Raw genomic sequence first — 20,898 nt, 5'->3', positions numbered from 1 at the left:
ATCTACTTTTTTTCGTCCATTGCTTTCATGTACGTAGCGAGGTCTTTATCACCCCTGCCCGATAAGGAAACGATGATCGTATCTGTCGACTTTAATTTCAATTGTTTTAATGCTGCCAGCGCGTGTGCTGATTCGAGGGCCGGAATGATACCTTCCAGCTTAGCCAGTTCAAAAGCTGCTTCCAGTGCCTCGGCATCTGTAGCGCTTAAGAATTTACCGCGTCCTGTTTCAAACAGGTGAGCATGCAAGGGGCCGATACCAGGGTAATCAAGTCCGGCAGAAATACTGTGTGGCTCTACCACCTGTCCATCGGCGGTTTGCATCACCAGGCTTTTGCTGCCATGTAATACACCTGGCTTGCCCAGTTGGGTAGTAGCTGCGCTCAAACCACTGTTGACGCCATGGCCCGCAGCTTCCACCGCCACCAGTTGTACGGATGCTTCGTCGAGGAAATGGTAGAACATACCAGCAGCATTGCTGCCTCCGCCTACACAGGCTATTACATGAGTTGGCAATTCGTTGCCTGTTTTTTCTTTTAGTTGTTTGCGCGCTTCTTCGCTGATGATGCTCTGAAAGCGGGCCACCATATCAGGATATGGATGCGGGCCTACCACACTGCCTATAATGTAATGGGTATCTTCCGGGTTATTGATCCAATCACGGATGGCTTCGTTGGTAGCATCTTTCAATGTTTTGCTACCGCTCGTAGCGGGTATCACCGTAGCGCCCAGCATCTTCATGCGGGCTACGTTGGGCGCCTGGCGTTCGATGTCTTTCTCGCCCATGTAGACAATGCACTGTATGCCTTTCAGGGCACACACTGTAGCGGTGGCTACGCCGTGCTGACCAGCGCCTGTTTCGGCAATGATGCGCTTCTTGCCCAGCTTTTGGGCCAGCAGGATCTGTCCGATCGTGTTGTTGATCTTGTGGGCTCCGGTATGGTTGAGGTCTTCGCGCTTTAAGTATATTTTGGTATTGTATTGTTTGCTCAGGCGCTCAGCCAAATACAATGGTGTTGGCCGTCCTACATAATCGGTCAGCAATGCGTTGAACTCTTTTTGAAAGGCCTCGTCATACATGATCTGCAGGTACTTCGACTTCAGCTCTTCCACATTGCGGTGCAGCATCTCGGGAATATACGCTCCTCCGAAGTTGCCATAATATCCAAAGATATTCGGCTGCTTGTAGGTCCCTCTGTGCTGCCCCAATGGGCTTGTTTGATTGATCATTGGTCAAATATTTTTATATGCTCTTGTTATTACTCTTGTGGTGCTGCCGGTGTGTCCAGCACCAGTTGCAGGAACTTCAGGTCGAGCCAACGGTCGAACTTGTATCCTACTTCTTTGAAATGGGCCACTTCTTTAAATCCAAACCACTCGTGGAGCCTGATGCTGGCTTCATTGCTGGCATCTATACCTGCCAGAATGGTGTGCATCTCCAGTTTCCTGGCCGCATCTATCAGTGGCCGCATCAGTAGCTTGCCTACTCCTTTGCCGCGCACATCTGTTGCTACGTATATGGAGTTCTCTACTGAATATTTGTACGCCGCCCAGGCACGGAAGGGACCTATCGAGCTAAAGCCTATTATTCTTCCCTCCTCTTCTGCCACGAATACCGGAAAGCCTTGTTCTTTCTTGGTATCCCACCACTGCTTACGCATAGGGGCAGTGTGTGGTTCGTAATCATACACCGCCGTAGTATTTACAATGATGTCATTGTAGATCACCAATATTTCTGGAAGGTCTTTTTCTTCAGCGGGTCGTACTGTAATCATGTGGTTAGCTTTTCAACTTATCGACAAATGTTTTTACCTTCTCCATATCCTTTACGCCAGGGGTTAGTTCAAACTTGCTGTTGATGTCGATGGCAAACAGCGCTTTTGCTACAGGCTCTTTCTCAAATGCTTTCAGTTCTTCTTCGTCGCCGGGTTCGATGCCACCGCTCAGGAAGAAAGGCTTGCCAATTGTACTATTCTTCAACACGCTCCAATCAAACTTTTTACCGGTGCCGCCGTACCCCACACCCATCGTATCGAACATAAACATATCGCACACATCCATATAGGGCTTGATCATCCATTCTACGCTGTCATTGTCACTGAGCCGGAAAGCTTTTACCACGGAAACATAGTCGGCGATCTTTTCGCAATACTTCGGTGGCTCATCACCATGGAGCTGTACCATGTGCAGGCGACACTCATCTACCAGGTGCAGCACTTCTTCGATAGAGGTATTTACAAACACGCCTACCTTGTTTATATTATTGACTTTGCGGATCTGTGTAATGTTCATGTGTTTGAACACATACCGCGGGCTTTTCGGATAAAATATAAAGCCGGCAAACATCGCCCCCATTCCAGCCAATGCATCTACCTGATCGGGTTGTGTCATGCCGCATACTTTTACTCTCATGTACTGTCAGATTTTAAGTGTTAGTCATTATCTGGCAAATCAATCACCGATCCTTTTCAGGAAAGGGCTTTAACGAACTTTTCAAAGGCAAGGCCTGGATTTGGTTCTTTCATGAAGTTTTCCCCGATGAGAAAACCACGGAATCCATTATCCTTGAACAACCGAATATTCTCTACTGCAGAGATACCGCTTTCTGCGATCTTTACTTTACCGGCCGGGATGCGCTGTGCCATTGCCAGGCTGCGCTCGATATCCACCACAAAGGTCTTAAGATTACGGTTATTAATCCCTACCAATACGGTTTCATCGCAAACATGTTCCAACTCTTCTTCGTCGTGCAATTCCAACAGCACTTCCAGTTGCAGACTTTGGGCAAAGGTAGCCAGTCGCTTCACTTCAGCCGGTGTCAGGCAGGCTGCGATCAGCAAAATTACATCAGCGCCCATTGCTTTCGCTTCTACGATCTGGTATTCGTCTATAATAAATTCCTTTCGCAGGATCGGTATCTGGTTTACCCGGGCTTTTACCAGGTCTTCCGTGCTGCCGCCAAAGAAATCAGTATCGGTGAGTACGGACAGGCCTGATGCTCCATGTTGGGCGTAAGCCGTTGTTACCGCTACTACATCTGCATCGCCATTGATAATTCCCTTCGAGGGCGACTTTCTTTTAAACTCGGCAATGATGCCTGTTTTGCTATCATCGAGGAGGAACTGTTTTAATGAGAATGTGGTACGGGCAAAGGCCGGGCTCTTTTCCAGATCGGCAATACTTGTCACTGCTTTGCGCTCTGTTACTTCGATCTTCTTGTGTGCTATTATTTTATCGAGAATGTTCATTGTGCTTTATGTATTCGCTTATCAACTGTTCAACCAATCAACTTGTAAACCTATTGCAATGCTACCAGCTTATCCAGCGCGGCTTTTGCTTTTCCGCTTTCGAGGCTGTCGACCGCTGCGGCATAGGCATCGTCGTATTTTTTATAATTGCCCGTACAATACAATGCCATCGCTGCGTTTGCCAGTACCACCGCATTTTGCGACCAGGTGCCTTCACGGTTCAATATCTTCATAAATATTTTGGCTGCCTCTTCTACTGTATTGCCGCCAAAGATATCCATTGGCATCACCATGCGCTTGCCCAGTTGCTCGGGCGTCATCACCCGCTCGCCGGCATTGGTGATCACCTTCGTGTCGTTGGTGAGTGATATTTCATCGTAGCCATCCAGGCCGTGTATGATGGTAAATGCTTTGCCTGATTGCTGCAAAAGGTAGTTGTAGATACGTGCCATTTCAAGGTTGTACACGCCTACCAGCTGGAAGGCTGGATTGGCGGGATTCACCATTGGCCCCAGCATATTGAAGAAGGTGCGTACGCCCAGGTTCTTCCTGATTGGTCCTACTGTTTTTAAAGCAGGGTGGAACAAGGGGGCATGCAGGAAACAGATATTGGCTTCTTCTACTTCTTTCTTTAGTTGTTCGGAAGTGTTCTTGAACTTATAGCCCAGCTGTTCCATTACGTTGGATGCTCCGCTGATAGAGGAAGCTCCGTAGTTACCATGCTTGGCCACTTTTTGTCCGGTGCCCGCTACTACAAAGCAAGAAAGGGTAGAAATGTTGAAGGTGTTCTTACCATCGCCACCGGTTCCTACAATATCGATGGTAGCGTGTCCATTGAGGTCTATGCGCACACAAAGTTCCAGCAAAGCATCCTGGAAGCCTTGCAGCTCTTCAATGGTGATGCTGCGCATCAGGTATACGGTCATGAAGGCTGTTACTTCATGTTCGTTGTATACACCCTTTCCAATGTTGACCAATACTTCTTTGGCAGTGGCCCTGCTGAGGGTTTTGTGTTCGAATAACAGTTGCAGTATCTTTTTCATAATTAGTTTTTCAACCAGTTACGTAATATCTGTTCGCCCATGGGTGTCAGTACGCTTTCGGGATGAAACTGCACGCCTTGTACGTCGTATTTTTTATGTTGCAATGCCATGATATAGTTGTTGGCTTCGCGGGCTGTGATCTCGAGGTCTTTTGGGAAACCTTCTTCACTGATTACCCAGCTGTGGTAGCGGCCTACTTCAATTTCTTTTGGCAAGCCTGCAAAGAGGGGTGCTTTGGCGTTGATCACCTGGCAGGGAGTGGCCACGCCGTGGTACACCGTGCTGAGGTTGGTGAGCTTGCCACCAAATGCTTCTCCGATGGCCTGGTGGCCAAGGCATACGCCCAGGATGGATTTGGTAGCAGCGTATTCTTTGATCAACGGCAGCAACAGGCCCGCTTCTTCCGGAATGCCTGGCCCGGGTGACAGGATGATCTTATCATAGTCCTTTACTTTCTCCAGCGGCAGCTGGTCGTTACGAAATACTTCTACTTTCTGGTGCAGTATCTTCTCTACGAGGTGTACCAGGTTGTACGTGAATGAATCGTAATTGTCAAAAACTAATATCCGGGTCAATGTATATGTTTTTAGAGCTGTTATTTAGATACTTCTTCTGCGAAAACAATGGCTTTCTTCAAAGCACCGAGCTTGTTGTTCACTTCCTGCAACTCGCTTTCGGGTTTGCTGGCGGCTACTACGCCTGCTCCTGCCTGATAGTATAAAGTGTTTTGCCTGCTCAGGAAGGTGCGGATCATAATGGCGTGTACGCAGGTGCCATCGAATCCCATAAAGCCAATGGCGCCACCATAGTAGCTACGGGTGGTGGGCTCGTAGCCATCTATCAATTCCATCGCCCTGAACTTGGGGGCACCGCTCAATGTGCCAGCCGGGAATGTTTTGGCCATCAGTTCAAAGGGATTACTGTTGGGACGTACTTTACCCGTTACCTCACTTACCAGGTGTATTACATGGCTATAGAATTGTACCTGCCGATAATGTTGTACTGCCACTTCATCACATACCCTGCTCAGGTCGTTACGGGCAAGGTCTACCAGCATCACGTGTTCTGCATTTTCTTTGGCATCTTTCAGCAGGCGGTCTGCTTCCTGCTTGTCGATATCATCATCGCCTGTACGTTTAAACGTACCGGCAATCGGATGCACGATGGCTTTGCCTTGTTGAATGAGTATTTGAGATTCGGGTGAAGAGCCCAGTAATTTATAATCGCCGTAATCGAAGAAGAAGAGATAAGGGGAAGGGTTGATGCTGCGGAGGGCGCGGTATACGTTGAATTCATCACCGCGGAAGGATTGCTGGAAGCGGCGGCTTAGTACGATCTGGAAAACATCTCCGCGGAAACAGCTCTGGATACCTTTGGTGACCATCTCACGGTAAGCCTCGTCCGTCATATTGGATACTTCCTCGCCTTCTGCTTTGAAAGGATATACCGGTACGTCTTTGCTGCGAATGAGCGACTCTACTACCGACATATCGCTTTCCAATCCTTTGATCACGTTTTCACAAATGAACAGCTCGTCTTTATAATGATTGATCACGATAACATACTGGTAGAGGCGATAGCGCATGAGGGGAATATCGGGTGTTGTGCTGCCCGACTTCAATTGTATCGTATCGAAGAACTGTACGGCATCAAAAGTCGTATAGCCATAGAGGCCCTGTGCAAAGCGGCTTTCTTTGGAACCGTTGCCGGTGATCTCAAAGCGTTGCATGAAATCCCACAGTAACTGGGGTACCTGCTGCACATCTTTTACCGGAATTCTTTCAGGTGTTTCTCCGGGCCATTTGAACTCGATGCTGCGGGTGGAGGTGATCTCCATGCCGGCAATGGCATTGATACAAATAAAGGAATAGCTGTTCTCGGCCGCATGGTGGTCGGTGCTTTCCAGCAGTACCGTATCGCGGAAGCGATCGCGCACACGCAGGTAAATACCTACCGGTGTAAATACATCGGCCAGCATCTTTTTACAGTTCGTCTGAATGGCTATTTTTTTCATGCCTGGTCCCTCGGAAAGAATTAATAATTGATAAATAGTAAAAACAAAAAGCCCCGATTATAAATCGGGGCCTCTGAATATAGTGTCATAAACAACAATAGCAGCGTTACAAGCCCCGGTTAGAGTTTGTATGCCACCACCACTGATTATTTTGTTTGTTCAGTACCATATTGCAAATATGCAGTAGCAATTCCATTTTGCCAAAAATTTTACAAAATAGACCGATCCAAGGAAACGTTAATATGCCTGTAAACCTGTGTAATACCGGCTATTATTGCATCTACTCCTTAAACCCCACACATCATGAAACCCTTTGCTATCTCTTTTATCATCGCAGCTACGCTGTTTGTAGCTGCCTGCAGTGGCTCTAAAAAGACACAATATCCCGAAGTGGGACAAAGTTCTTCCAAACATGCGATGCTTGACAACAGAACTTTTAAGCTGACAGCAGTATCTACTGACTCTACCTATGGCTACACAGAGGCCAATCCCATCAAAGTAGGTGGCGGCCTGGACAACGGAGCGTCCAATGAACAGCGATTTTTGAACGCCTTGCTGGGGCCTGGCGGTGAAGCGGTCAGCTATACGAGAAGGGGTAGTTGCTGCCACTTCAAAACACCTAACGGCATCATGGGTGGCGGCCTGCTGGACGCCTATATCGTTACCTGGCCCGGGCAGGAAAAGCCCATCGTTCTATTTATTAATATGTATGACCCCGGAGCATTGCAGGCTCCCAAAGGCTTTACTTTCAAGCAATAAACCCTTCTACAACAATTGTGTTAAATTGCCTGTTTAGTGAAAGAGCTTTTTAACTACAATACTCTCAAGATGCTGATACAACACAGGGAAGGAAAAGTAAAGAGCCTGTTCTATGTAGAGCAGGAAGGTAAGATATTGGCTGAAATGGTGTACTCGACACCCAATCCCGGCCAAATGCTAATAGAACATACAGAGGTAGATGAATCTCTTTCAGGCAAGGGAATCGGTAAACAGCTCGTTTATGCTGCTGTAGAATATGCGCGTACAAACAATATCAAGATCATTCCGCTTTGTCCTTTCGCCAAGTCGGTATTCGACAGGATGAAGGATTGGCAGGATGTGCTGGTATAACAGGCATTAGCTTTTAGGTATTAGCTTTTAGCAATACAGCTAACAGCTAATACCTAACGGCTAACAACTTATTATAATACTCCTTTTGTGCTTGGTAAATAATTGCTCAGCGGATCGCGCTTTACTGCCATGCGGATGGCTTTAGCGAAGGCTTTGAAGATCGCTTCTATTTTATGGTGCTCATTATCGCCGTGGCATTCGATATGCAGGTTGCATTTGGCGGCATCTGAGAATGATTTGAAGAAGTGGAAGAACATCTCTGTTGGCATCTCTCCTATTCTTTCTCTTTTGAACTCCGCATTCCACACGATCCAGTTGCGGCCACCAAAGTCGATCAACACTTTAGCATCTGCTTCGTCCATTGGTAAGGCGAAACCGTAACGTTCCATACCGCGTTTGTCAGCCAATGCCTGTGCAAAAGCTTCTCCCAATGCAATGCCTGTATCTTCAATCGTGTGGTGTTCGTCGATGTGCAGGTCGCCATTGGCGCGGATGGTAAGGTCCATCTTACCATGACGGGCGATCTGATCGAGCATGTGATCAAAGAAACCCAGTCCGGTTATGATCTGTGCTCTGCCGCTGCCATCTACATTCAGTTCTATCTTGATCTGTGTTTCATTGGTATTGCGTTCGTGTATCACCTGGCGCAAGCCGAGGCGCAGGTAGGAATAGATATCACTCCACTTCGTGGTTTCCAACGCGATCACCGGTTGCAGCTCCGCTACCTTATCCTTGATCTCACCGGCGCCGAGGGAGGAATCATTGTTCAACCAGATGGCTTTACAGCCCAGGTTCTTGGCCAATTGTACATCGGTGATGCGGTCGCCGATCACATAGGAGTTGGCAATATCGTAATTCGGGTTATTGAGGTATTGCGTCAGCATGCCCGTACCCGGCTTGCGGGTAGGTGCATTGTCTTTGGGAAATGTGCGATCGATATAGGTAGCGCTGAAGTGAATGCCTTCGCCTTCAAGGCTCTTCATCACCAGGTTGTGCAGGGGCCAGAAGGTATCTTCCGGGAAGACTTCAGTACCCAGTCCATCCTGGTTGGTCACGATCACCAGTTCGTAATTGAACTCACGGGCGATACGGCCCATGTATTCAAACATACCGGGATAAAAGGTCAGCTTTTCATAAGCATCAAGCTGATAGGTAGGGGGAGCTTCGTTGATCAAGGTACCATCCCGGTCGATAAACAATACACGCTTCATTAATGATGTTTTTAAATAAAGAATCCAGGAAACAGCTTGCAAAGCTAAGGCTTCCCGGATTCTAAATGTTGTATTCCGTATTCTTGTATTTACTTCGTTTTAGCCCTGATCGCTTTTACTTCGGCAGGCGTGAGCATGCTTGCTTTGTTGCCAAAACTGTTGCGGATATAAGTGGTTACGTCAGCGATTTCCTGGTCGGTGAGGTAATCGTGGGGAGCCATTACGTTCTCATATGTTTCGCCATCCACTTCCACTCCTTTCAACCCTTTCAGGATCACCTGTACCAGTTTGGTTTTGTCGCCTGTTACCCAGGTTGTTTTTATCAAAGTAGGTGTCATATTGGGAACACCGCTGCCATCTTGTTGGTGGCAGGGCAGGCAATAAGTGTCGTATACTTTCTTGCCATTGTCCATCACTTTTTTAGGTACCGGTTTAGGTTTAACCTGTGCAGCCGTCAGCAGGAAGGCAGCAGCGCAGGTGATTAGCAGGAATGTCTTTCGCATAGCGGTCGTATTTATTTTTTAGTGTAACTAACTTTCCATATCCTTCCCTTCTTATCCTCAGAGATATACAATGAACCATCAGGGCCTTGTGCCAGTCCGCAGGGACGATAGGTGGCCTTAGCTGGTTCACGTGACTCACCGGCAAACCCGTCCGCAAATATCTCGTATTTACCGTTTGGTTTGCCATCTTTAAAGGGCAGGAATACTACAAAATAACCAGCTTGTGGCTTAGGCGCGCGGTTCCAGGCACCATGAAAGGCAATAAATGCGCCGTTTTTATATCGCTCAGGGAATTGGTTGCCAGTATAGAACAGCAAGGCATTGGGCGCCCAGTGGCCCGGGAATGCATAAGCAGGCTTTTTCTTGTCTGCACAGCGGTCTTGCTTTTTCTTATCGCCGCCGTATTCAGGCGCCAGTACTTTTTTATCCTGTTGCCAATCGAAGTAGCAATAGGGCCAGCCGAAGTCGTCGCTTTTCTTTATCTCGAACAACTCTTCTGCGGGCAGCTCAGCACTCTCGTCTTCATTGTACATTTCAGGGAACAGGGTGTTCAGGTTATCGCGGCCGTGCTGCATGGCAAATAAGGAGTTGCTGGTCTTGTTCCAATCCAGCCCTACAATGTTGCGGATACCAGTAGCAAAGCGAACACCATTGTGATAACCCTGATCTGGCTGATCGGCTTTGAACTGCCATACGCCGCCTACAGAGTCCAACAATGGGCAAGGATCGGGAGAAGGTGATCCCTTCTTACGGTCTTCCAGCTGACAGGCATTGGAAGGAGCGCCAATGTTGACATACATATTGCCGGCATTGTCCAGTACCAATGATTTGGTGTTGTGGGTGCCGCGATCGATCAAACCGGTAACAATCCTTTCGGGTTGATCGGGATTGATCACTTCCTGTTTATCGTTGAGCTTGTAGCGGAATATCTCTTTGTTGGAGGAAGCATACAAATAGCCATCTTTAATGGTGATACCGGTACCAGCGTAGTTGCCGAAGGTGGTTGACTGATCGGCCACACCATCGTTGTTGGTATCGCGTAACCGTAAAATGCCTTTTCCATTCTTCAACCTGAACAGCATGATGTACACATCGCCGGAGGAAGTGGTTACCAGGTGTCTGGCGCGACCCACTGTGTCGGCAAACACCGTAGCTTTAAAGCCCGCCGGCAGGGTGATGCCGCCATTTTCTTCTATGCGTGGGGCTTTACGGATTTTGGGTCTGATGTGGGTGGTATCGTTTCCATAGGCTGTGCCTGCGAGGAGTACCAACGGAAGCATTTTACAGATCCATTTCATATTGCTGTTTTTTCGTTAGTCATAAGACGACAACTTCCCGGTTATGCCAGTGCGACTGCATACTTTTTTAAGGCATTCACCAGGTTTTCGTTTTCTTTTGCCGTGCCCACCGTAATACGCAGACAGCCTTCGCAAAGGGTCACCTTGCTGCGGTCGCGCACTACAATGCCCTGCTGCAATAAATAGTCGTATATACCGCGTGCATCCGTTACTTGTACCAGCAGAAAATTTGCATCGGACGGATATACTTTTTTTACTACTGCCAATGATGGCAGTATTTTCTCCAGTTCACCGCGTTGCGATACGATCTCTTTGATCATGTCATTCACCTGCCCTACTTCTTCCAGTGCCTGCAGCACCAAATCCTGCGAAGCCTGGTTGATATTGTAAGGTGGTTTCACTTTATTCATTATATCGATGATAGAGGTGGAAGCAAATCCAAGCCCTACCCGCAGTGCGGCCAGGCCCCATGCCTTAGACAATGTTTGCATCACTACCAGGTTGGGATAATCCTGCAACTCCTGGGTAAATGACCGGAAGCGGGAGAAGTTGATATAGGCTTCATCGATGACCACCAGTCCAAAATAGTTGTTCAGCAATACTTCAATATCATCTCTTTCCAGCGAATTGCCGGTAGGATTATTGGGTGAACAGATAAAGATCATCTTGGTATTATCATCCACCGCTTCTTCGATAGCCGGCAGGTCGAGCTGAAAGGCAGGCGTAAGCGGTACTTTCTTGATAGCCACGTCATTGATGTTGGCGCTTACTTCATACATACCGTAGGTGGGCGGACAAATAATGATATTGTCTTTTCCGGGATCACAAAAAGCGCGCATCAACACATCGATGCATTCATCGCTGCCATTGCCAATGAACATGTTTTCTACCGGCACTCCTTTTATTCCACTCAACTTTTCTTTTACTTTCTTCTGCAAGGGATCGGGATAACGATTGTACCATTTTGTCAATGGAGAACCCAGGCTGTTCTCATTGGCATCGAGGTAAATGCTGGCCTCGCCGCTGAATTCGTCACGGGCTGAGGAATAGGGAACTAATTTTTTAATATTTTCTCTCAGTATATTATTAAGATCGAAGCTCATTGTTTTTGTTTTTCAAATTCACGAATCGACAATTCTAAACTACAACTCAGTGTGGGATAGCTGTTACTCATTCTTTACTGAGTGTAACCGCACCCGCACCGCATTCGCGTGCGCCTCCAGGCCTTCGGCCTCAGCCATCAACTCCACGGTGCGGCCAATGTTTTTTAACCCCTGCTCGGAAAGTTGCTGGAAGGTGATCTTCTTTACGAAGCTATCCACGCTTACTCCGCTGTAGGCTTTTGCATAGCCATTGGTGGGCAGGGTGTGGTTGGTGCCGCTGGCATAGTCGCCCACGCTTTCGGGTGAATAATGACCCAGGAATACTGAGCCGGCATTCACTACTTTATCAGCCAACTCGTTGGCATTGTTGCAGGCCAGTATCAGGTGCTCGGCCGCATATTCGTTCAACAGATCGATAGCAGCGGCTTCATCCTTCATCAGGAATATCTTACTGTTTTCCAGCGCCTGTACAGCAAGGTCTTTCCGTGGCAGCAAAGCCAGTTGATTGTCCAGTTCTTTTTGAACGCTATTCACCAATGAGCCTTCGCTTACTACCAGGATCACTTGGCTGTCTACGCCATGTTCTGCCTGGCTCAGTAAGTCTGCCGCTACAAAAGCGGGGTCAGCGCTTGCATCCGCATATACCGCTACCTCGCTGGGGCCCGCAGGCATATCGATGGCGATGCCTTCCTGCTGCACCAGTTGTTTGGCACAGGTAACGTATTGGTTGCCCGGTCCGAATATTTTAGACACCCGCGGTACTGTTTCCGTTCCGTAAGCCATGGCGCCAATAGCCTGCACACCGCCTGCTTTGAATACTTTGGTTACACCTACGGCTTGCGCAGCAAATAAAATAGCCGGATGCAGTTTGCCATTCTTACCGGGCGGAGAACACAGTATGATCTCCCTGCAACCCGCCAGCTTTGCCGGCACACCCAACATCAGGATGGTAGAAAACAAAGGGGCTGTTCCTCCCGGAATATACAGGCCCACTTTTTCAATGGCTACCGATTTGCGCCAGCATTGTATGCCGGGCATCGGTTCCACCACCTCGGGCTCACTCAACTGCTTCTTATGGAAAGCGACGATATTGGCCTGGGCAGTTAAGATAGCTGTCTTCAACTCCTCCTCCAACAAGCCCGCTGCTTCTTTGAACTCCTCCTCACCCACCAGCAGGTTATCGACTATTGCTTTATCGAATTGCTGCGTAAGTTGTTTTACGGCTTCATCTCCTTTGGCTTTCACCTGCTGCAGGATACCGCTGACGGTAGCTTCCAGTTTGGCTGCTTCTGCCACCGGTCGCTGTAGTAACCTATCCCATTCACCTCTTGCCGGATTGTCAAATACTTTCATAAACGCATAATATTATAGCACTTAGTGATTGGTTTCGTATGCCGGTTTAACGATGTATTTACTTAGATTATCATTTTCTCGATGGGAACTACGAGAATACCCTGGGCGCCGGCAGCTTTCAGCTGTTCAATGATATCCCAGAAGGTATCTTCACTCAACACGCTATGTACGCTGCTCCAACCTTCCTGTGCGAGTGGCAATACGGTAGGGCTCTTCATACCAGGCAGCAAGCCGATGATCTCTTTCAACTTTTCGTTGGGCGCATTGAGCAATACATATTTGGTACGTTTGGCTTTCTTTACAGCCCGTATGCGGAACAACAACTTGTCGAGCAACTGTTGTTGTGCTGCATTCAGTTGGTTATTCTTGATAAGAACAGATTGCGACTGAAGGATGGTTTCTACTTCTTTCAGGCCATTCATAAAGAGTGTAGAGCCGCTGCTCACGAGATCGGCTACCACATCGGCGAGTCCGATGCCGGGGGCTATCTCTACTGAACCACTGATCTCGTGGATCTCAGCTTGTACGTTATTCTTTGCGAGGAAGGAATTAACGAGAAAGGGATAACTGGTAGCGATGCGCTTGCCTTGCAGGGAAGCCACGCCATCATACTGCTGGCCGCGGGGCACCGCTACTGACAGGCGACATTTGCCAAAGCCCAGCTTCTCCACGACTTCAGCTTGTTTGTTCTTCTCAAACAATACGTTCTCGCCTACGATACCAATGTCGGCTACGCCATCTTCTACGTACTGAGGAATATCATCATCGCGCAGGAAGAACACTTCCAGCGGAAAGTTGTCTGCTTCTGTTCTCAGGCGGTCTTTTACGTTGCGCAGGTCGATACCGCACTCTTTCAGCAATTGTACCGAGTCTTCATACAAGCGTCCCGATTTCTGAATGGCTATTCTAAGCATAATGTTCTTTGTTTGGCTGCCTGACTGTTTATCCGGCAGATTAATATGATTGTGTTGTGTTGACGAATGAGCAAACAAAAAGGGCTTACCTGCGGTAAGCCCTTTAATATGATTATGGCACTGAACAAAGCACCACCGGCCTACCTGGAAGGGTAAGTATGATGATGGTGATGTATGTGCGTAAATATGTTCATTTCGAGTCGCAAAAATAGGACTTCCTTTCGTTTAGCAAAAAATATTTTTCCGGCCGGTCCATCCTCCTCTCCTATTGTATCGCAATTACTTATAATGGCTTGTATTCCTGTAGGCATTCCGCCACCTGTCACATAATTTTAGCCGGCACAAAAGCACAATACTTAACTTGTCTCCCTACCCACAGGGGTTTCTGATTACTTGCCGTCTAACAGACTAACCAATTCTATCTATTATAAACTAAGTCACTCATGAGAAAACTGTTAGTAGTCGTTTGCATTTTTGTAGCTACCTGGTGTTCTGCACAGGATGAGGGTTACAAAACACCCCCCAAAGAAATCGCCGACCTGTTACTGGCCAAGCCCACGCCCGGCGTCAGCATTGACGGAAAGGCAGAGTGGATGCTGCTGATGGAACGCAACAGCTATCCTTCAGTAGAAGAACTGGCCCAGCCAGAGTTCAGGATCGCGGGGCAACGTATCAATCCCAACAACTTTGCGCCCAGCCGCCAGAACTTCATCAACAACTTTTTCCTGAAGGACATCAAGGCTGGTAAAGAGTATCCCGTAACCGGACTGCCCGCCAATATGCTGGCCGGCAACGTAAGCTGGAACCCCAGTGATAAGAAGATTGCCTTCACCAACACCACCAACAAAACTGTTGACCTGTACGTGATCGACGTAGCTACCCGCAAAGCTACCAAGGTAAACAAGCAGCCGCTGAACGTGATCCTTGGTCAGGATTTCGTGTGGATGGATGATAACACCCTGTTGTATAAAACCACCCTGCAGCCTGCTTCTGCAGCACCTCCAAAGTCGTTAATGCCTTCTGGCCCTGCTGTTCAGCAGAACCTTGGTAAAGTAGCACCCAGCCGTACTTACCAGGATCTGATCAAATCTCCGTACGACGAACAACTGTTTGCTTTCTACAGCACCGTACAACTGGTGAAGAATGTGAATGGCGCTGAAACAAAGATCGGCAAGCCTGATATCTATACAACCTTCAGCCTTTCGCCTGATAAGAAGTACTTGCTCACCCGCACTATTCACAAGCCTTTCTCTTACCTGGTGCCTGCCGGAGGTTTCAACTCCACGGTGAGCATCACTGATCTTACCGGTAAAGTGGTGAAGGTGATGGCAGAGCTGCCTTCTTCCGAGCTTTCTCCTTCTGGCTATGACAACGTGTTGAATGCTCCCCGCGGTTTCGACTGGCGCGATGATGAAGCTGCCACTATCGTATGGAGCGCTCCGCTGGACAGTGGTGTGTACAAAAGCAAAAGTGATTTCCACGATATAGTGTATGCATTGAGCGCGCCTTTTAGTGGTGAGCCTAAAGAGTTGTTCAAAACAGCGTGGCGCTTTGGTGGCATCACCTGGGGTGATGAAAACCTGGCCCTGGTAAGTGAGCGCCTGCAAAGCAAACAAAGCACCCGCCTAAGCCTGTACAACCCTTCTACCGGCAAACTGGAAATGCTGCAAGAGCGTAACATGACCGATGCTTACAATAGCCCCGGCTTTCCTGTTACCGTGAAAAATAAATATGGCCGCAATGTGATCAGGGCGATCGACGGTGGCACCAAGCTGCTGATGAATAACCCTGTGGGCAGCTCTCCCAAAGGTGACCTGCCTTTCCTTGCCAAGTTTGACCTCAAGACCAAACAGAATGAGATCATCTGGCGTTGTCAGGAAGGTTATTACGAAAGTATCACTGATGTGCTTGATGCCGACAAGCTGATACTGCTTACCCGTCGCGAGTCGCAAAAGGATATGCCAAACTACTATATCAAGAACCTGGTTACGAAAGTAGCTGACCGTCCTATCACCAGCTTTGCGAATCCTTATCCGCAACTGGATGGCATTATCAAAGAGAAGATATCTTACAAGCGTTCTGATGGTGTAGACCTTACCGGCAGTCTCTACCTGCCCAAGAATTATGATCCTAAAAAAGATGGTCCTTTGCCTGTATTGATGTGGGCTTATCCCCGTGAGTTCAACTCTGCTGCCGATGCTGCACAGATACGTGGCTCTAAAGACCGTTTCACCTTAATTGGTTATGGTGGCCCTATCTTCTGGGTTACGCAGGGTTATGCTGTACTGGACAATGCGGAGTTTCCTATCGTGGCTGCCAGCGCCGATAAAAAGCCTAATGACAACTTCGTTGATCAACTGCGCATGAATGCAGAAGCGGCGATCAATAAACTGGTTGAAATGGGTGTTGGTGATAAGAACCGCGTAGCAATAGGTGGCCATAGCTATGGCGCCTTCATGACTGCCAACCTGCTGGCGCACACCAACCTGTTCAAAGCAGGTATTGCCCGCAGCGGTGCCTACAACCGTACGCTGACTCCTTTCGGTTTCCAGAACGAAGACCGCACTTTCTGGCAAGCACCTGAATTGTACGCTGCCATGAGTCCCTTCTTCCATGCCGACAAGATCAAAACGCCTTTGCTGCTGATACATGGTGAGATGGACGACAACCCCGGCACCTTCCCCATTCAGAGCGAGCGTTTGTTCAATGCAGTGAAAGGGCATGGCGGTACTGTTCGTTATGTACAGCTGCCTTACGAAGCGCATGGTTATCGCGGAAAAGAAAACCTGCTGCACCTGTTGTATGAGCAAAATGCTTGGCTGGAGAAATATGTGAAGGGTGCTGACAAGCCCAGTGGCGGTGGAAGTAATAAGAAAGCTTTCTAAGACTATTACAGATTAAATAAAACAAAGGCCCTCTCTGTTGTTGTGCGACCGGAGAGGGCCTTTTCTCTACAACCAAAAAACAACCAATCAACACGCTTGTTGGGCAGCGGTTATGGCCCTATATGTTAAGGGTAGTCGCTTTTGTGAGCGACCCACCGTTGTATGGTTATAAAGGGTGTTAATCATTTATCGTGCCTGTATGCCCGAATTGTGTTAAAGAAATGATAAAGGAAAAAACTTTTGTACCTTCCTGTTATCTAAAATCCTGTATGCACATGAGGTCAATACTACTGCTGGTGGCGCTTGTCACCATAACGACTGCTGCTATTGCACAGAAAAACAATTCTTTCAATGGTCTCGATGTAAACCTGGGCAACATCTACCGGGTTTCTAATGCCAAAACACGCTCTATCAGTCCTGAGAACTTTACCGGCGAGCCTGGCAAGGGTGGTATGGCCACGCTTGAAAACGGCTCTGCAAAGAACGAAGCGCGGGAACTGGGGCAAGGATGGAAAGTGAGTCCCTATGTTGTGGTGAAAAAAGGCACCACTTTTACACTGGGTGAGATCACCGGCTCCGGCGCCATTCAACATATCTGGATGACACCTACAGGCAACTGGCGTTTTTCTATACTGCGTTTTTATTGGGATGATGAAAAAGAGCCTTCTGTAGAAGTGCCCGTGGGAGATTTCTTTGGTATGGGTTGGGGTACTTTTGCCCCACTTAATTCTCTTGCGGTTACTGTTAATCCCGGCAGTGCGTTCAATTGTTATTGGCCAATGCCTTTCCGTAAGAAGTGCCGCGTCACGCTGGAGAATATCGCAGCAGAGGATATGCGCATTTATTACCAGATCGATTACACGCTTACTGAAGTGCCGGATGATGCAGCTTATTTTCATGCACAGTTTCGTCGCAATAACCCCACACAGGGTGGTTTATACACTATGATCGATAATATCAAAGGCAAGGGCCATTATGTAGGCACTTACATGGCTTATGGTATTCACAACAATGGCTGGTGGGGCGAAGGTGAGATCAAGTTCTTCATGGATGGCGACACGCAATTTCCTACCATCAATGGTACCGGCACGGAAGATTACTTCTGCGGTTCTTACAACTTCGATGTGAAAGGAAAATATACAGAGTTCAGTACAGCTTATGCAGGGTTGCACCAGGTAATAAGGCCTGATGGACTATACACTTCTCAACAACGCTTTGGCATGTACCGCTGGCACCTGACCGATCCGGTACGTTTTGAGAAAGACCTTAAGATCACCATGCAGGACCTTGGCTGGAAAAGTGGCGGCAGATACCTGCAACAGCAATCGGATATCAGCTCGGTTGTGTTCTGGTATCAACTGGAGCCACATACTTCTTTTCCGAAACTACCTTCGAAAGATCAACTGGAGCAGAACTAAATAAAGAAGGGCCTTCCCGCGGAAGGCCCTTAGAAGAGACTGATTTAACCCCCTAAACCCGTCTTACTAAATCTTACTAAAAATGCAGCCAAAGGGCTTGCTATGTGTTGACATTGGTCAATACGATATCGTTGCAGCGCATTATATTTTTTTATTGCGCAATTGGTAAACCGGACACTCTGTGTAATAAAAACGTACAGTTTCATCCTTAATTCACCTCCCCAACTTACTGTTTATCAAATCATAGTACAACTGGCACTGTTTTCCCACCGATTTATGCAGTAAGAGATATTCTATTTGTTCCAACCACCTTTATAAACATCATCTCATATGTTTAAGAACCATCTAAAAACTGCGTGGCGTAATCTTGTCAAGAACAAGTTTTACGCTTCTATCAACATTGCCGGACTTACTGCAGGCCTCGCTGTTGGTATCCTTATCTTGTTATGGGTGCAAGACGAATTGAGTTATGATCGCTTCCACCAGGAGGCCGACAACATGTATAAGCTGGAAAACCAGGTAGGTACCGGCGCCAGTGTGCAGATATGGACTTCCAACGTTGCACCCATTGGTGTGATGGGCAAACAGGAATTGCCTGCCATTAAAGGAATGACCCGCTGGTGTTATGGTGGTGTGTTTTATAACATGATCTATCAGGAGAAGCACCTCGAAGTAGAAAGGCGCATCATGGCCGATCCCTCTTTCTTTTCTTTATTCAACTTCCCTATCATTAAAGGCAATACCAATCCTTTCCAAAATGCCAACAGCATCGTACTGACGGAAACGGCTGCCAGGAAATACTTTGGTGATGAAGACCCCATCGGTAAAGTGATCGTGTGTGATAAAAATACCAACCTCACCGTGACCGGTATTACCAAAGACGTTCCGAAGAACTCTACGATTCAATATGATCTGGTGATGCCCTTGCAGTTGTATGCCAATATTGAATACAAAGGACGCACGGATGGCAGAACAATAGACAATGATTTCCACCAGTTCAACTTTTTCACCTACTTCCTGTTGCAACCCGGTACCGACCTCAACAAGCTGGCTACGCAGTTGCGCAATATCCACCTGCGTAATAAAGCAGATGATACAGACATCAAATATCAATTCCTGCACGTACCGGATATGCACCTGTACCTCTCGGATGGTAAAGAGGCCGGCATGGAAACGGTACGCATGTTTACCTGGATCGCTTTGATCATCCTTGTTATTGCCTGCATCAATTATGTGAACCTCAGCACAGCACGTTCTATGTTGCGTGCCAAGGAGGTGAGCATGCGCAAGATCGTAGGCGCTGCCAAATGGCAGTTGTTTATGCAGTTCTTTATTGAAACGACTTTGTTGTTCGTTCTGGCGGCTGCGCTGTCGATTGGTGTCATCAAACTGCTGTTGCCTTACTTCAATCAACTCTCAGGAAAAGAACTGGTGCTGAACCTGCGGGATTATCATTTGTGGGTGTTGTTGCTATGTACCATCGCAGGTTCGCTGATCGTTTCCAGCATCTACCCTGCCCTGCTGCTGTCTTCTTTTGAACCGCTCAAAGTATTGAAGGGGAAAATGAATGCATGCATCAGCGATGCACTGTTCAGGAAGGGACTGGTGGTGACACAATTTACCTGTTCGGTAGTGCTCATCATCAGCACGCTCATTATCGGCAACCAGCTGAGTTATATCCGGTCGCGCAACCTTGGCTATGAGAAAGACCATGTATTGAGCATGTGGGTGCGCGATGGCGGTAAGAACTATAGTACGATCAAATCTACCTTACTCAGTCAGCCCGGTGTGCTGGAGGTAACACGCGCCGATGAAAACATCATCGAGCTCTCCAGTCAGACAGGCAACAACTGGTGGACCGGTAAGGGTGCCAATGAAACCATGATGATGTATCCGATCGGCGTGCGGGAAGATTTTATTCCTTTCTTTAAAATGCAACTGGTAGCCGGCTCCAACTTCACCGGTACACCAGCCGACTCGGCGCACTTCATCCTCAATGAAACAGCCATCCGGCAAATTGGTATTAAAGACCCTATTGGCAAGCCCTTTAAATTATGGGACATCAATGGTACTATTGCAGGCGTCGTAAAGGACTTTCACTTTGCTTCGATGAAGAAGCGGATAGAACCTGCTATCTTTTATCCCCACGGACATAAGAATGCCATCCTCTATATCAAGACCACCGGGAAGGACGCTCCCAAGGCCATTGCTGCCGCTGAGCAAGTGTGGAAACAATACAATGAAGGAAGGCCTTTCCAGTATTCGTTCCTTGACGACACTTTCGACAGACTCTATACTTCAGAAACACGCACCGGCACCATCTTCAACATCTTTGCAGGCATAGCCATCGTTATCTGCTGTCTTGGCCTGCTGGGACTTGCGGCTTATACTGCGCAAGTGCGCACCCGCGAGATCAGCATCCGCAAAGTGCTGGGCGCCAGCGTGAGTGGCATTATTCATTTACTGGCCAAAGACTTCATCACGCTTGTCCTGATCTCCATTGTCATTGCCGGCCCCATCGCCTGGTATACGATGAACAACTGGCTGCAGGACTTTGCTTATAAAGTAAATATCGGCTGGGTTGTCTTTGCACTGGCAGCATTGATTGCTGTTGTAATTGCCCTGCTGACTGTCAGCATTCAATCGATCAAGGCAGCGCTGACCAATCCGGTGAAGACGTTGCGAAGTGAGTAGGAAAGCTGCGAGCTTCGAGCTATGAGCTGCGAGCAATAAAACAATCAAATAGAAAAGGGGAAACATCGTCTGGATGTTTCCCCTTTTCAACTTATAAACTTTTTA

The 20,898-nt window shown here is 47.8% G+C and carries 18 protein-coding genes; 5 read left to right on the top strand and 13 right to left on the bottom strand.

Annotation, left to right across the window (positions count from 1 at the left end):
• Positions 1 to 2 precede the first annotated feature (2 nt).
• The 7 genes from trpB to AC5JBY_RS13415 are packed head-to-tail and all read right to left on the bottom strand — an operon-like array spanning position 3 to position 6,304.
• Positions 3 to 1,229, bottom strand: coding sequence for a tryptophan synthase subunit beta (trpB, locus tag AC5JBY_RS13445; protein ID WP_495905115.1), 1,227 nt, complete (start codon positions 1,227 to 1,229; stop codon positions 3 to 5).
• Between the two features lie 29 nt (positions 1,230 to 1,258).
• Positions 1,259 to 1,774, bottom strand: a complete 516-nt coding sequence (locus AC5JBY_RS13440) for a GNAT family N-acetyltransferase (protein ID WP_495905114.1) — start codon at positions 1,772 to 1,774, stop codon at positions 1,259 to 1,261.
• Between the two features lie 4 nt (positions 1,775 to 1,778).
• Positions 1,779 to 2,411 (bottom strand): phosphoribosylanthranilate isomerase, encoded by a 633-nt coding sequence (locus tag AC5JBY_RS13435; protein ID WP_495905113.1) that lies wholly within the window; start codon positions 2,409 to 2,411, stop codon positions 1,779 to 1,781.
• A 56-nt stretch (positions 2,412 to 2,467) separates the two neighbouring features.
• Entirely contained in the window at positions 2,468 to 3,247 is a 780-nt protein-coding gene (gene trpC, locus AC5JBY_RS13430; RefSeq protein WP_495905112.1) for an indole-3-glycerol phosphate synthase TrpC, read from the bottom strand.
• A 50-nt stretch (positions 3,248 to 3,297) separates the two neighbouring features.
• The gene (gene trpD / locus AC5JBY_RS13425) at positions 3,298 to 4,290 is read right to left on the bottom strand and encodes an anthranilate phosphoribosyltransferase (protein WP_495905111.1); all 993 of its coding nucleotides are present in this window, start codon (positions 4,288 to 4,290) and stop codon (positions 3,298 to 3,300) included.
• A gap of 2 nt (positions 4,291 to 4,292) precedes the next feature.
• Positions 4,293 to 4,865 carry an anthranilate synthase component II gene (locus AC5JBY_RS13420; RefSeq protein WP_495905110.1) on the bottom strand — a complete coding sequence of 191 codons (573 nt, stop codon included), beginning with the start codon at positions 4,863 to 4,865 and terminating at the stop codon, positions 4,293 to 4,295.
• Positions 4,866 to 4,885: 20 nt separating this feature from the next.
• Positions 4,886 to 6,304, bottom strand: a complete 1,419-nt coding sequence (locus AC5JBY_RS13415; RefSeq protein ID WP_495905109.1) for an anthranilate synthase component I family protein — start codon at positions 6,302 to 6,304, stop codon at positions 4,886 to 4,888.
• 303 nt (positions 6,305 to 6,607) lie between these two features.
• On the opposite strand from AC5JBY_RS13415, the gene AC5JBY_RS13410 reads away from it, so the two are divergent.
• Together AC5JBY_RS13410 and AC5JBY_RS13405 are read left to right on the top strand one after the other, a co-directional pair.
• Positions 6,608 to 7,063, top strand: coding sequence for a hypothetical protein (locus AC5JBY_RS13410; protein WP_495905108.1), 456 nt, complete (start codon positions 6,608 to 6,610; stop codon positions 7,061 to 7,063).
• A 69-nt stretch (positions 7,064 to 7,132) separates the two neighbouring features.
• Positions 7,133 to 7,414 carry a GNAT family N-acetyltransferase gene (locus AC5JBY_RS13405; protein WP_495905107.1) on the top strand — a complete coding sequence of 94 codons (282 nt, stop codon included), beginning with the start codon at positions 7,133 to 7,135 and terminating at the stop codon, positions 7,412 to 7,414.
• Positions 7,415 to 7,485: 71 nt separating this feature from the next.
• On the opposite strand, the gene hisB is transcribed toward AC5JBY_RS13405, so the two are convergent.
• From hisB to hisG, 6 genes are all read right to left on the bottom strand, one after another.
• Positions 7,486 to 8,625 carry a bifunctional histidinol-phosphatase/imidazoleglycerol-phosphate dehydratase HisB gene (gene hisB, locus AC5JBY_RS13400; RefSeq protein ID WP_495905106.1) on the bottom strand — a complete coding sequence of 380 codons (1,140 nt, stop codon included), beginning with the start codon at positions 8,623 to 8,625 and terminating at the stop codon, positions 7,486 to 7,488.
• Between the two features lie 89 nt (positions 8,626 to 8,714).
• Positions 8,715 to 9,128, bottom strand: a complete 414-nt coding sequence (locus AC5JBY_RS13395) for a c-type cytochrome (protein WP_495905105.1) — start codon at positions 9,126 to 9,128, stop codon at positions 8,715 to 8,717.
• An 11-nt stretch (positions 9,129 to 9,139) separates the two neighbouring features.
• Entirely contained in the window at positions 9,140 to 10,426 is a 1,287-nt protein-coding gene (locus tag AC5JBY_RS13390; protein ID WP_495905104.1) for a PQQ-dependent sugar dehydrogenase, read from the bottom strand.
• 41 nt (positions 10,427 to 10,467) lie between these two features.
• Positions 10,468 to 11,529: a histidinol-phosphate transaminase gene (hisC, locus tag AC5JBY_RS13385; protein WP_495905103.1), complete on the bottom strand. Its 1,062-nt coding sequence runs from the start codon at positions 11,527 to 11,529 to the stop codon at positions 10,468 to 10,470.
• A gap of 63 nt (positions 11,530 to 11,592) precedes the next feature.
• Positions 11,593 to 12,882 (bottom strand): histidinol dehydrogenase, encoded by a 1,290-nt coding sequence (gene hisD / locus AC5JBY_RS13380; RefSeq protein ID WP_495905102.1) that lies wholly within the window; start codon positions 12,880 to 12,882, stop codon positions 11,593 to 11,595.
• Between the two features lie 62 nt (positions 12,883 to 12,944).
• A complete protein-coding gene (hisG, locus tag AC5JBY_RS13375) occupies positions 12,945 to 13,796 on the bottom strand; it encodes an ATP phosphoribosyltransferase (RefSeq protein ID WP_495905101.1) in 852 nt (283 codons plus the stop codon).
• A 443-nt stretch (positions 13,797 to 14,239) separates the two neighbouring features.
• On the opposite strand from hisG, the gene AC5JBY_RS13370 reads away from it, so the two are divergent.
• The 3 genes from AC5JBY_RS13370 to AC5JBY_RS13360 all read left to right on the top strand — a co-directional run bounded on the left by AC5JBY_RS13370 (position 14,240) and on the right by AC5JBY_RS13360 (position 20,793).
• Positions 14,240 to 16,681 (top strand): alpha/beta hydrolase family protein, encoded by a 2,442-nt coding sequence (locus AC5JBY_RS13370; protein WP_495905100.1) that lies wholly within the window; start codon positions 14,240 to 14,242, stop codon positions 16,679 to 16,681.
• A gap of 275 nt (positions 16,682 to 16,956) precedes the next feature.
• On the top strand, positions 16,957 to 18,099 hold the full coding sequence (locus tag AC5JBY_RS13365; protein WP_495905099.1) for a glycoside hydrolase family 172 protein: 1,143 nt from the start codon (positions 16,957 to 16,959) through the stop codon (positions 18,097 to 18,099).
• A 330-nt stretch (positions 18,100 to 18,429) separates the two neighbouring features.
• Positions 18,430 to 20,793, top strand: coding sequence for an ABC transporter permease (locus AC5JBY_RS13360; protein ID WP_495905098.1), 2,364 nt, complete (start codon positions 18,430 to 18,432; stop codon positions 20,791 to 20,793).
• Positions 20,794 to 20,898: the final 105 nt, after the last annotated feature.

The sequence above is a fragment of the Paraflavitalea sp. genome, from assembly GCF_059502485.1.
The sequence above is the reverse complement of the archived record's forward strand: the minus strand, read 5'-3'. Positions and strand labels throughout refer to the sequence as shown.